Origin of the sequence: Rheinheimera sp. SA_1 (assembly GCF_001669775.1) — a bacterium.
Classification (GTDB): Bacteria; Pseudomonadota; Gammaproteobacteria; order Enterobacterales; family Alteromonadaceae; genus Pararheinheimera.
Window position 1 is genome coordinate 16,646 of sequence record NZ_LXWK01000015.1, and the last position, 12,183, is coordinate 28,828.

The 12,183-nt window shown below is 50.3% G+C and carries 11 protein-coding genes; 2 read left to right on the top strand and 9 right to left on the bottom strand.

Annotated features, from left to right (window positions below; all coding sequences use genetic code 11):
• Positions 1 to 4: 4 nt before the first annotated feature.
• The 3 genes from A5320_RS07440 to htpX all read right to left on the bottom strand — a co-directional run bounded on the left by A5320_RS07440 (position 5) and on the right by htpX (position 5,136).
• Positions 5 to 562: a YSC84-related protein gene (locus A5320_RS07440; RefSeq protein ID WP_068063140.1), complete on the bottom strand. Its 558-nt coding sequence runs from the start codon at positions 560 to 562 to the stop codon at positions 5 to 7.
• 9 nt (positions 563 to 571) lie between these two features.
• Entirely contained in the window at positions 572 to 3,955 is a 3,384-nt protein-coding gene (locus A5320_RS07445) for a S41 family peptidase (protein ID WP_068064706.1), read from the bottom strand.
• Between the two features lie 305 nt (positions 3,956 to 4,260).
• The gene (gene htpX, locus A5320_RS07450) at positions 4,261 to 5,136 is read right to left on the bottom strand and encodes a protease HtpX (protein ID WP_068063142.1); all 876 of its coding nucleotides are present in this window, start codon (positions 5,134 to 5,136) and stop codon (positions 4,261 to 4,263) included.
• A 228-nt stretch (positions 5,137 to 5,364) separates the two neighbouring features.
• Here htpX and pepE point away from each other — a divergent pair, with 228 nt between their 5' ends.
• The gene (pepE, locus tag A5320_RS07455; RefSeq protein WP_068063144.1) at positions 5,365 to 6,069 is read left to right on the top strand and encodes a dipeptidase PepE; all 705 of its coding nucleotides are present in this window, start codon (positions 5,365 to 5,367) and stop codon (positions 6,067 to 6,069) included.
• 20 nt (positions 6,070 to 6,089) lie between these two features.
• On the opposite strand, the gene bioD is transcribed toward pepE, so the two are convergent.
• From bioD to bioB, 4 genes are read right to left on the bottom strand one after another with little or no spacing between them, the layout of a single operon-like run.
• Positions 6,090 to 6,773 carry a dethiobiotin synthase gene (gene bioD, locus A5320_RS07460; RefSeq protein WP_068063146.1) on the bottom strand — a complete coding sequence of 228 codons (684 nt, stop codon included), beginning with the start codon at positions 6,771 to 6,773 and terminating at the stop codon, positions 6,090 to 6,092.
• 1 nt (position 6,774) lies between these two features.
• Positions 6,775 to 7,638, bottom strand: coding sequence for a malonyl-ACP O-methyltransferase BioC (bioC, locus tag A5320_RS07465; protein ID WP_068063148.1), 864 nt, complete (start codon positions 7,636 to 7,638; stop codon positions 6,775 to 6,777).
• A 24-nt stretch (positions 7,639 to 7,662) separates the two neighbouring features.
• The gene (locus A5320_RS07470) at positions 7,663 to 8,835 is read right to left on the bottom strand and encodes an aminotransferase class I/II-fold pyridoxal phosphate-dependent enzyme (RefSeq protein WP_068063150.1); all 1,173 of its coding nucleotides are present in this window, start codon (positions 8,833 to 8,835) and stop codon (positions 7,663 to 7,665) included.
• A gap of 33 nt (positions 8,836 to 8,868) precedes the next feature.
• Positions 8,869 to 9,924 carry a biotin synthase BioB gene (gene bioB, locus A5320_RS07475; protein WP_157605722.1) on the bottom strand — a complete coding sequence of 352 codons (1,056 nt, stop codon included), beginning with the start codon at positions 9,922 to 9,924 and terminating at the stop codon, positions 8,869 to 8,871.
• A gap of 129 nt (positions 9,925 to 10,053) precedes the next feature.
• Between bioB and bioA the strand changes: the two genes are divergently transcribed.
• On the top strand, positions 10,054 to 11,349 hold the full coding sequence (gene bioA / locus A5320_RS07480) for an adenosylmethionine--8-amino-7-oxononanoate transaminase (protein WP_068063152.1): 1,296 nt from the start codon (positions 10,054 to 10,056) through the stop codon (positions 11,347 to 11,349).
• Between the two features lie 3 nt (positions 11,350 to 11,352).
• Here bioA and A5320_RS07485 read toward each other — a convergent pair whose 3' ends face one another.
• Both A5320_RS07485 and A5320_RS07490 read right to left on the bottom strand, forming a co-directional pair.
• Positions 11,353 to 11,673: a hypothetical protein gene (locus tag A5320_RS07485; protein ID WP_157605724.1), complete on the bottom strand. Its 321-nt coding sequence runs from the start codon at positions 11,671 to 11,673 to the stop codon at positions 11,353 to 11,355.
• 98 nt (positions 11,674 to 11,771) lie between these two features.
• On the bottom strand, positions 11,772 to 12,146 hold the full coding sequence (locus A5320_RS07490) for a hypothetical protein (protein ID WP_068063155.1): 375 nt from the start codon (positions 12,144 to 12,146) through the stop codon (positions 11,772 to 11,774).
• Between the last annotated feature and the right edge of the window lie 37 nt (positions 12,147 to 12,183).

Below are 12,183 nucleotides of genomic sequence, written 5' to 3' on the forward strand. Positions count from 1 at the left end.
GCAATTAATTCAATGCATCGTCACGCCAGAATTTGGTGCCTTTTATCGTCGCCTGCAAGGCCAGACCCGATTCAGTCAGCTGATAAATAGTGATGTTATCAACGGTAATCTCGCCGCCGATGGCATCTCCTTTATCTTTGGCTTTGGCCGCAGCGTCCAGCTGTCCGCCAAAAGCCCAACCATGATCGACAAAACGGCGTAAGGCATCGGCATTGTGGAACACAAACACCAACCGGTAATCTTTGGCGCCGATCCCAAGACCCACACCTAACTCGCCCATTTTCATGTAAGTGACAGCGCCATTATTGCTGTGCACCACACCATAACCGCCGCCGGCACTGGCAAATATAAGATTGATATTGGCGTTACTGAACACCGCATAACCGGCTGCACGTTCAATGGTGTCGGCGGCATAAGGTTTGTCCCGGTAGAGCTCGTTTAAGGTGTTAGCGCGCATATTTTCAATTGACTGGCGCTGCTGCGCGACCGATTTGCCATGATGACTGGCACAACCGCTCAGCAGCAACATCACAGATATGCATAGGGTAAGCATAAACTTCATGGTGGTTTCCTATTTTATAGTTGTTGGACCTGTCGCATCAGCAGCGCTACCTAAGGGTAACGGCAATGCCTGCATTTTGACCGGCGGATGTTGTTTAAGTTGCTGTTGCAAATAACTAATTGCAGCGGCTAATTGTGCATCATGCCCGTTAAATGTTGCCCAAGGCAAATTTTCCACCACCAGATCCGGGCTCACGCCCCGTCCTTCAATCAGCCAACGCCCATCCATCGCGTGCTGCGCCGTTTCAGCAACCCGTGCTACGCCATAGTCACTCAGCAAATTACGGCCGGATAACCAGACCCCGGCACCGGCGGTTTGCTTGCCAATCAAAGTGCCAAGACCTAAGGTTTTAATCCCGGCAGCGAAGGTTTCGCCGTCGGAATATGTCAGTTCATCTGTAAGTACCACCAGTTTTCCATTAAAACTTTGCTGCATATTCGGGTAAGCTTTGCCCCGTACTGGCTGCCAGAACGCCCAGGCCCGGCGCAGCAGTTTTTCAATCAGGATGCTGTCGATATTGCCGCCACGGTTACGGCGTACATCAATGATCAGCCCCGGTTTCTCCAGTTGTGAATAAAAATCACGGGCAAACCCAGCCAGATCCGGTGGCGTCATCGCATTAAGGTGTAAATAACCCAGCTGCTGCTTGCTCAGACTAGCTACATGCTGCTGATTGCTCTGTACCCAATGGCTGTAGCGCAGCATGGTTTCCTGCTGTGGACTGATGGCTTCTGCGACCGTTTGCAGCACCTTGCCCTGGCGCTTGAGCGTCAGCAGCACTTGTTTATTTTGTTGTTGCAACAACGCCTGATGATAAGAAGCAGCATCGGTCACCGTCTGGCCATTAATCGCCATGATTTGATCGCCAGCCTTGGCATCAACACCGGCTTTGGCTAATGGCGCCGCCAGCAAAGGTAAATCGGCATCAGTCCGGTAAATTTGTTTAATCCAGACCGCGTTGTCAGCAAAACTTAACTCAGCACCTAAGGTCGCTTGTAGTACCGGCTCCTGCGGTTTTGCAAAGTCGTTGCCACGCACCTGCGAATGCAGAGCGTCCAATTCGCCCATCATCTGGCTGAACAGATCATCGAGCTCATAACGGTCGCGGACCCGGCTCAACAGTGGCTGGTATCTTTGTTTACTGGCTTGCCAGTCCACCCCCCTCGTGTTCGGGTCAAATAATGAATCACGGTGCATGATCCAGGCGTCATTAAACATTTGCTGCCATTCAGCGGCAGGTTGCAGTGCAATACTTAGATCTTTAGTCGCTAAAGCTTTGCCTTGCAGGCTTTCAGGCGCTTTGGCTGCGGCATCCAGCAACAACAAATCGGTTTGATCAGGTGTTGGCTTTTTACTGAGGAGTAGCTGTTTTCCATCGTGCTTTAACGAAAAATCGACCACTTGTTCGCTGAAGGTGGTCATTTCAGGTTTGAGGGCGTCAATCGCTACTGTTTTCAGGGTTCCGGTATTGGCGCCCTGGGCTGAGTCCAGTAAAAACAAAAACTTATCATTGAGTTCCAGTTTTTGATAATTCCCTGCAGCGACCGGTATTGGGTATAGCTGACCGGGTAATTGGTTTAAGGGCAGTGGCGTATGGTTGTCGGATTTACTTGCCACCTGGTCAGACTTATTGGCTTCGTTGTGAGGCTTAGCCGTAGGTTCGCCGGTTAACTCAGTCGGCGCTAAAAATGGTTGTTTGGCGCCCTGGGTTAATGCAATCGCATAAACCTGAGTGCGTTTATCAAAGGCAGGCCCCATATTGCGATCGCCCCAGGGCGATGCCGGATTGGCCTCAAACTGGCGCTGCGATAAAAAATACAACCAATGTCCATCCGGGCTAAACGCTGGACTAAAGGATGAATAATTTTCACTGGTCAACAGCTGACTTTGCTTAGACTGCAACTGATACAGCATCAGTTGTGGCCGTTCGCGGTCTTTGTGCTCGAAGGTAAACGCCAGTTGCTGGCTATCGCCAGACCACACCACCTGCGGATAAGGTGACAAACCAGAGCCGTCCTGATAGATCAGCTGGTTGGTGCCAGCAGTCACATCCAGTAGCCACAAATTGCCGGCTTTATCATCATGCGCCAGATAACGGCCATCCGGCGATGGGTATAAGCCCCAGCGAAATGTCACGCCATCGTTCGTGAGCTGCTTTGCCACAGCACTGCCATCGGCCTGGAACCGCCAGATTTCGTTTTCGCCGGACTGGTCATTTATCGCGTATACAAATTTGCCATCGGGGCTTAATACCGCAGTTCTGGAGCGACTGGTATCCGGGGTTGCGATAGTCACAGTGCGAAGTGGCGGTTTACTCAGCACGGCCAGTTTACCACGCAGGGTCACTACCGCTTTGTCGGCCTTTGCCGCCAGACTAGCCGAAGTCAGATAAGTCAAAGGTTTATCAATAAAACGCTGACGCTGATAAGGCGCATCGGAACGTAAAGTCAGCTGAAGTTTTTCCGGCTTAGCTGATGGAGTCGCATTTAGTGCTAACTGATACAAGTCAGCACCTAGTTGGAAGACGGCATTATCGCCATCCACCCTGAAACTACGCAGCTGAAAATCCTGCTCAGCGGTCATGGCTTTGCCGGCTGAACCATCCAAAGCAAACTGCCATAAGTTCGGGTTGCCGCTGGCATCGCTGACGAGCAGAATGCTGTCGCGCCATAATTGCACCTGCCGCACTGAACCAACATGATCAGCCGCCAGGCGGATTGCTTCAGATTTACGGCCTAAATGGTAACGCCACAGCTGCCCCATAGCGCCGCCGCGATACACCCTGGCATTATCGCCGGTCAGTTGCAGGCCATATCGGATGAAATACAAGTACTCGCCTTTGGCATCAATCACACCTTCCACCGCATCGGCTAATGGCAAGGTTTCAGTTGCAAGCGTCAGCGGATCCACCATTTTCAGCAGCCATCTGTTGGCCGGGCCAACTTGATGGTCGGTGCTGTACAAAACTTTGCCGTCCGCGGTCCAGCCCTGCACTTTCACTCTGCTGTTGTCAAAACTGACGCGTTTGGGTAAACCACCGTCTTTACTTAAAACATAAACTTCACTGACCCCCTCATAATTGGCCTGATACGCCAGCCACTGGCCATTCTTTGACCACTGCGCATTGATTTCTTCTGCCGGATGGGTGGTCAGCCGTTGTGCAGGCTTGGCACTGCCAAGCTGCTGCAACCACAAATCGCCCTCGGCGGTAAACACCAGTTGGTCCTGATGCAAAGCCGGCGCCCGGTAATAACCCTGTTGCGGCGAGGCCATGGCTGGCAAAGCGCTGAGGCAACACAGCACACCTAAGGATAACTTAAAGACGGGCAACGACAATTTAAGGGTGGACGAAGACAATTTAAGGGTGGACGAAGACAATACAAACCTGGCCATGCTGATGATCCAACTGAGTGAAAAGTGCTCCAACATAACAAAGCATTGACAATTCCTACAGCCGCCGATGGGCAAAACTCGTTCAACGGCAGGGATTTAACGTTTAAATTCTGCGCACAGTGCAACATTCAGCCGAAAAAAAGGGGCCGCTACTGCGACCCGAAAAGGTTGGGAACTGTATTGCTGCCAAATGCGAACACAGGTTCAATCCAACTTTACTGCGATTTAGCATCCGCGGCGGTTAAAAACACCGCCGGTTTAAAAATCATCGATTTAAAAAGCTATTGAATTAAAAAGCCATCGATTTAAAATCCTGAGCGTAACGCGGCAATCCGTTTTTCCAGCGGCGGATGGCTCATAAAGAGTTCAGAAGCAGCCGGTTTGTTGGCGATCCCAAAAGCCATCATCGAACCTTCTAATTGGCTTTCGTGGTTGTTTCGCAGGCGCTCCAGCGCTGCAATCATTTTGTCGGCACCCACCAGTTTGGCAGCTCCGGCATCCGCACTGTATTCACGTTTGCGTGAAAACCACATCACAATGATGCTGGCCAGCACGCCAAAAATCATTTCCAGTACAAAAACTGTTGCCATGTAAGCCAGGCCGCCCTGCACCGGTTCTTCGCTGTCGCTGCTGCGGGTAGCGTTGGAAATTGCACCGGCTATCAGCCGCGCCATGAAAATCACAAAGGTATTTACTACACCCTGGATCAGCGTCAGCGTCACCATATCGCCGTTCGCAACGTGAGAAATCTCATGCGCCAACACCGCTTCCACTTCATCTTCGCGCATATTGCGCAGTAAGCCGGTACTGACGGCAACCAACGAGCTATTACGGCTCATACCGGTCGCAAATGCATTCATTTCCGGTGAATCATAAATGGCAACTTCCGGCATTTTAATACCAGCTTTGGCCGATTGATTTTTTACAGTAGTAAATAACCATTGCTCGGTAGCGTTACGCGGTTGCTCAATAACGACTGCGCCCGTTGAACGTTTCGCCATCCATTTCGACATCGCCAGTGAAATAAATGAACCACCAAAACCAAACACCGCAGCCAGCGTTAATAATCCACCCATGCTGTTACGGCTGATGCCAAATACCGAAAAGACGATACTGAGCACAATAGACAACACCAGCATTACTGCTAAGTTTGTCAATAAAAACAGCATTATACGTTTCATGTTTACCTCTTTACTTCTGAAGTTAAAACCAGCTAATTTAAATTTACTGACCTTACTATATGGCCTGATTTTTGATTTTCAATCGGCAGTCTGCACTGATTTGTAAGCAATGGTATCAACACCATACTGCAGCGCACTATCACCACAGACATTATTACAGCTGTAAAAGCCTGCTGCATTCGCGCCAGCACTGCCGTAGAATTGATTGCAAATCTACCGGAGTCCGTTATGCAATTATTGCTTTTAAGCTCGTCCCGCGCTGATAACAGCGACTATCTGGCCCCTGGCCTTGGCCATATTGATGCCCTGCTTGGCGACATTCGCCGGGTGCTGTTTATTCCGTATGCCGGCGTCAGCATAGGGTATGACGCATACCAGCAAATGGTACAAACGGCGCTGACGGCCATTTCGATCACTGTTGACAGTATTCACCAATTTGCGGATCCGAAAGCAGCGGTAACAGAGGCGCAGGCGATTGTGATTGGTGGTGGCAATACGTTTCACTTGCTGCAGCAGCTATATCAGCATCAGCTGATTGATTTAATTAGCAAAAAAGTCACCAAGGGAACACCTTATATCGGCTGGAGTGCCGGCTCGAACGTGGCTGGACAAAGTATCCGCACCACCAACGATATGCCAATTATTGAACCGCCATCCTTTACTGCGCTTAATTTATTACCCTTTCAGCTCAATCCGCATTACACCGACTTTAAACCGGCCGGTTTTCATGGTGAAACCCGTGATATGCGACTGAATGAATTTATGCTGTTAAACCCAACAACACCTATTGTCGGTCTACCAGAGGGCACGGCGCTGCGCCGCGATGGTAATCATTTGCAGTATCTTGGTGCCGTCAATGGGTATTTGTTTGTCGCTGGCGAAAAAACGCCAGTGGAACCTGGAGCGGATTTATCCAGCTTGTTGCAGCGTTAATTGCTGCTTGAGTAACCCCGTCACTGCGGTTGCTGCAGCTGTTGTAGCACCGCTTCCGCCAGCTGAAGTGCCACCTGCACCGGCGCTGCCGTTTGAAACGGTAGTACAGCCAGCCGTGGCCAGGGTAAACGTAATGTCAAATCGTCGATGCTTTCCGTCAGCAGTAACATTTTCGGATCTATCACATTGGCCACCCAACCGAGCACTGTCACCCCACTGCGCTGCAACTCACGAGCCGTTAACATCGCGTGATTTAAACAACCGAGTTTCATGCCAACCACCAATATCACCGGGAACTGCTGCTGTTGCACCCAGTCGGCGAAATATACGGTTTGATTGATTGGTAATAACCAGCCACCGGCACCTTCAATTAACCGGACACCGACCGGTAGCTCGGCAGTATCAACCAACTGCTGATCCAACACTGAAAAATCCAGATTTATGCCTTCACTGGCTGCCGCCAGGTGCGGTGCCACCGGTGCTTGTAGCAACAAAGGATTGACTACTTCGTACGACAACGGCATCGCGGATAATGCCTGCAGTCGTTTTGCATCGGCGTTTTTACCGTCGTCATCCACGCCAGCCGCAATAGGCTTTAAGCCAATGGCGCTGATGTTTTTCGCAGCAAAGCCTTTTAACAGCAAGCTACTGACATAAGTTTTACCGGCATCGGTATCAGTACCGGTGATAAATACGGTTTTCATATCAGGCTGTTGTGTCCTGTTCTATGCTGGCTGTCTCTGTTACACCGTCCAATAATGCTGGTTTAGTAACCACCAATTGCAGGACCTGATAACTCAACGGCAACCCCCGGGCGCCCCGGTACTGCTCATAGTTGTTGGCAAAAGCTAACCAACGCCGCTTGCCCATTAAACCTTGCCCCTGCCGGCCTTGCACAAAGTTGGCGCCTATCTGTTTAAAACCACGTGCCAATGCCCAGACATCCGGATAAAACACCTGATATTGCCGTTCTTGACTCCCAACAGCTACACCAAGGTTTTGAAACTGCGCCAAGACCTCAGTAGTGGCTAACAATTGCAGCTGATGCACATCGTCATCCACCCCTGCCCAGCTTTGCTGAAATTCCGCCAGCGATCCTTGCACTAAAGTGCTGAGCAACATAGTGCCGCCAGGTTTTAGCACCCGGCAAAGTTCCTGGAAAGCTTGTTTGGGTGTGGCACACCATTGCAACATCAGACTGCTGAAAATGAGATCAACACTGTGATCCGGTATCGGGATCTGACAGACATCAGCCTGCAGATAACGGCTGGCACAACCCAAAGTTTGTGCCTGAGCCAGCATCGCAGCACTTAAATCCACTGCCCATAATTCGCTGCAGTGTTTAATTAATTGCGGATGATACCAACCCGGGCCACAACCAACATCCAGTAATACCCGGCACTGCTGCGGCGCTGTCGCAGGTAATACTGCTGCAAGGTCCAGTGCCACTTGTTGCTGCAAAGCTGCCGCACAGACATAACTGCTGGCCGCTTTATCAAAATGAGCAGCAATGACCGGGTTTAATGATGTTTGCACACCTGACTCGGTTTGCTGACGCAGGGCTGTCATAACAAATCCTTCATAGCAGCACCTTCACAAAAGCGCCTTTAAACTCTGAAATAACAAGGCTAAATCCGCTTTTTGATGTAAAGCTGTTAACGTGATGCGCAGGCGCGCCTGCTGCTGCGGTACTGTGGGTGGACGAATCGCACTGAGCCAAATACCCTGCCCGGCTAAACCTTGGCTGACCGCCATCGCTTTATTGCTGTCGCCAATCAGTAACGGCTGAATAGCGCTGTCAGACGGCAATAGCGGCAAATCATATTGCTTTGCAAGCTGCTGACAATAATGGATATTTTCATTCAAACGCTCACGACGCCACTGATTTTTACGACATAACCGGATACTCTGCGTCATGGCGACCGCTATGGCCGGCGATAACGCGGTGCTGTAAATAAAATGCCGCGCGCTCTGGGTTAAATAATCTGCCACCAGTTGTGAGCAGGCTAAAAAGCCCCCTTGGCCGCCAAGTGCTTTGCCAAAATTGGCCATCAGACACTGTGCGGCACTGCTACTAAGTCCGGCATTTACCAGTGAGCCTGCACCTTCGGCACCATGCACACCGATGCCGTGCGCGTCATCCAATAACAACGGCGCCTGATAGTGTTGACAAAGGCTGGTGAGCCCGGAAAGATCGGGTGAATCGCCATCCATACTGAACACCCCTTCGGTGGCGACCACTGCTGATTTTTCAAGGCTCAGACCGGCTTGCTGCTGCGCATTTAATAACTTCTGCAGCGAACCAACGTCATTATGTAAAAACCTTTTGTAACCACCCGGTAACTGCAAAGCCGCATCAATCATCGAGGCATGGCTGAGTTTATCCAGCAGCAACAGCTCGTCTTCGCCACAAAGCCCCAATAACATGGCCTGATTGGCAGCAAAACCAGAGCTAAACAGCATCACCGCTTCGACATTCAGCCAATCACAGATTTCATCACACAGTTGCTGGTGCGGCAGTTGCTGACCACTGATTAGCGGCGAGCCGGTACTGCCCACACCATAATCGCTGGCGCCTTGTTGCAGCGCTGCCACCACAGCCGGATCACCAGACAGGCCAAGATAGTCGTTACCGGAAAAATTTAAGAAAGATTTACCCTGAAAGCGCAGGCTGGAACCTTTAACGGAGTCCAGCACTTTGAGCTGACGTAATAATCCGGCTTGTTGGCGCTGCACCAGCAACGCCTGCATTTGTTCAGCACGCATCAGCAGCGCCTTACCGGACAACCGAAGTTTTCATTAGTTTGCCGCATGAAACAACGACGGGGTATTTTGCTCTTTAATCGCATCGGCCATCGCCGCTTCGTAGGCTTCATCCGACACATCATGGCGCTGCTCTGGCACCAGGCCCAGTTTTGCGAACAGTTGCATATCGGCATCAGCTTCCGGATTTTCGGTGGTCAGCAATTTGTCGCCGTAAAAAATCGAATTGGCACCGGCCATAAAACACAGCGCCTGCATTTGCTCGTTCATCCGTGAGCGTCCTGCGGATAACCGCACGTGGCTTTTAGGCAACATGATCCGGGCAACCGCAATGGTGCGGATAAACTCAAAACCATCTAAATCTTCGACATTTTCCAGTGGCGTGCCAGCCACTTTCACCAGCATGTTAATAGGCACACTTTGTGGATGCTCCGGCAAATTGGCAATTTGCATCAACAGCGCTGAACGGTCATTGGCACTTTCGCCCATGCCGACGATGCCACCACAACAGACTTTCATCCCGGCATCACGCACATGCGACAGTGTATCTAACCGGTCCTGATAAGTGCGGGTGGTAATAATTTCGCCATAAAATTCCGGCGAGGTATCGAGGTTGTGGTTGTAATAATCAAGACCCGCGCCCGCCAGCTCCTGTGCCTGACCGGCATCGAGTTTGCCCAGTGTCATACAGGTTTCCAGCCCCATCGCTTTCACGCCTTTGACCATTTCCATGATGTACGGCATATCGCGCTGCTTTGGGTTACTCCAGGCGGCGCCCATGCAAAAACGGCTGGCGCCTTTGTCTTTGGCTGCTTTGGCCTGGGTCAGCACTTTTTCTACTTCCAGCAAGCGCTCGCGCTCCAGACCAGTATTATAGTGGCCACTTTGTGGGCAATATTTGCAGTCTTCGGCGCAAGCACCGGTTTTGATTGATAACAAAGTACTGATTTGCACTTCGCGTGGATTAAAATTGGCGCGGTGAGTCAGCTGGGCCTGAAACATCAGTTCATGAAAAGGTAACGCAAACAAGGCGTTGACCTGCGATAAAGTCCAGTTATGACGCACTTCTGCATTCGGCATGTTAAAAGACATAGATCCTGGTTTCCTGTGGCGTTTTTGCATTGTAGTTCGAGTGATTTGTCGTTAGTCTAACGGCCTGCCCTTTGAAGTCAACGCCAACCAGTTTGCAAAGTTTACCACTGGTTATTTATTGAGCATTTTATGGCTATTGATCTGCAATTTGACCGTCAACATATCTGGCATCCTTATACTTCCTTGCAAAACCCGTTGCCGGTCTACGCCGTCACTCACGCATCTGGTGTACACCTTTATCTTGAAGATGGCCGTTCGCTGATAGACGGTACCTCCAGTTGGTGGTCGGCGGTGCATGGTTACAATCATCCGGTGTTGAATGCCGCGGTGACTGAGCAGCTCAGCAAAATGAGCCATGTGATGTTTGGTGGCATTACCCATCAACCGGCGGTCGATTTAGCCAAAACGTTGTTGTCGCTGGTACCAGCTTCACTACAAAAAGTGTTTTTCGCCGACAGCGGTTCGATTGCGGTAGAAGTGGCGCTGAAAATGGCGCTGCAGTTCTGGCTGTCGCAGGGTAACCAAAATAAAACCAAAATCTTAAGCCTTGCCAAGGCCTATCATGGCGATACTTTTGCTGCGATGGCGGTGTGTGATCCCGATGATGGCATGCATAGCCTGTTTCGCAGTCAGCTGACGCCACAGTTATTTGCGCCTGCACCACAAAGCAGGTTTGATGGCGCATGGTTACCTGAAGATGAAACCGCGTTACGGTCGTTGTTTCGACAGCATCATGCGGAACTAGCGGCAATGATTGCCGAGCCCATTTTGCAAGGCGCTGGTGGCATGCGAATGTATCACCCACGATATCTGCAACTTTGCCGCGAATTATGCAACGAATTTAATGTGCTGCTGATTTGTGATGAGATTGCCACCGGTTTTGGCCGTACCGGCAAGTTATTTGCCTGTGAACATGCCGCCATAGCACCAGATATTATGTGTGTTGGTAAGGCGCTGAGTGGCGGTTACATCACCTTGGCTGCCACTTTATGCAACGACAAAGTCGCCAATGGTATTACCGGCGCCTTGATGCATGGGCCAACCTATATGGCCAATCCGCTGGCCTGCAGCGTAGCGAACGCCAGTTTGCAGTTAATTGCCAGCGGACAATGGCAAACCCAGGTTGCCGCGATTGAACAACAACTTACATCAGAACTGCAATCGGCAAAAAATTTGCCACAAGTAGCCGATGTGCGGGTGCTGGGTGCTGTGGCCGTGCTGGAAATGACGGCTACGGTGGATGTGGCGTTATGTCAGCGGCTATTTGTGGATTTGGGCGTTTGGATCCGACCTTTTGGTCGATTGTTGTATTTGATGCCGCCTTTTATCATCAAACCGGCGGAACTCAGTCAACTCACCAGCGCAATATTACAGGTGGCGGCACAGCAGATTTTTACCGCGCAACCGCCACTGCCGGGAGCCTGAGGGTTAATTAAAAGGAGATGGCTGTTCGCTGTTGATGGCCGATTCTAGCTGCGAGCGGTGTCGTACCTTTTCGATCGCTTGATCAAGTTGTTTGACCTTTGGATCGTTGGATTTAAAAATATCTGATTTAGCGGATATTGCTTTTTGTTCATCAATTTCTTTTTGCATATAAACCCCAGTGATCACTGCAGCTGTTGCATTAAACACGTCATTATCGGTGTCTATCAGCACACAACCAACCGTCGCTTGCATCATCAATCCAAGGGTTAAAATTCGTATCAAATTCAGTTTCATCGTGAGCTCGCTGTTAGAAGACCGTTTCATAATAAAACCGGAAATCTAAAACAATGAAACTGACGCGTAGCTGAATTGTATTTTATGCAGCAAAATTGCAGCAGAAACTGTAACAACTATCAGATACGTCAAACCACCTGATACAAATAAGCTAACAAGGCTGCAGACATCGCTAACAGCACCAGCACGTTATAGCGCATCCGATCATGAGCCCGGCGTAATCGGGCACGATTAAGCAATAAGCTGAGTAAACTGATGCCACAGCACCACCACAATAGATACATCAGTTGCGGCGTGAGATCCGGATGCCAATATTCACGAATTGAAATGCCCCAGTAACGCACTAACCCCGAATTAAACTCCGGTTTTGCCATATGGGCAAAACCTAGTGCGGCAACAAAACCTACCCAGCCAGCGATCGATAATAAGCTCAGACAATGTAATAACCAGTCTGGGCCTTTACGGCGATTTTTCGGTGGTGCTGCTTGGTTTTGCTCAGTCAAATCGGGCTTCCTGTCAATTTTTGCTTGTGTTGAAACG

What these genes read in the sequence shown, in the direction of transcription:
- A5320_RS07440 (WP_068063140.1), bottom strand. Translation starts at nt 562, where the DNA reads ATGAAGTTTATGCTTACCCTATGCATATCTGTGATGTTGCTGCTGAGC.
- A5320_RS07445 (WP_068064706.1), bottom strand. Translation starts at nt 3,955, where the DNA reads ATGGCCAGGTTTGTATTGTCTTCGTCCACCCTTAAATTGTCTTCGTCC.
- htpX (WP_068063142.1), bottom strand. Translation starts at nt 5,136, where the DNA reads ATGAAACGTATAATGCTGTTTTTATTGACAAACTTAGCAGTAATGCTG.
- pepE (WP_068063144.1), top strand. Translation starts at nt 5,365, where the DNA reads ATGCAATTATTGCTTTTAAGCTCGTCCCGCGCTGATAACAGCGACTAT.
- bioD (WP_068063146.1), bottom strand. Translation starts at nt 6,773, where the DNA reads ATGAAAACCGTATTTATCACCGGTACTGATACCGATGCCGGTAAAACT.
- bioC (WP_068063148.1), bottom strand. Translation starts at nt 7,638, where the DNA reads ATGACAGCCCTGCGTCAGCAAACCGAGTCAGGTGTGCAAACATCATTA.
- A5320_RS07470 (WP_068063150.1), bottom strand. Translation starts at nt 8,835, where the DNA reads ATGCGTGCTGAACAAATGCAGGCGTTGCTGGTGCAGCGCCAACAAGCC.
- bioB (WP_157605722.1), bottom strand. Translation starts at nt 9,924, where the DNA reads ATGTCTTTTAACATGCCGAATGCAGAAGTGCGTCATAACTGGACTTTA.
- bioA (WP_068063152.1), top strand. Translation starts at nt 10,054, where the DNA reads ATGGCTATTGATCTGCAATTTGACCGTCAACATATCTGGCATCCTTAT.
- A5320_RS07485 (WP_157605724.1), bottom strand. Translation starts at nt 11,673, where the DNA reads ATGAAACGGTCTTCTAACAGCGAGCTCACGATGAAACTGAATTTGATA.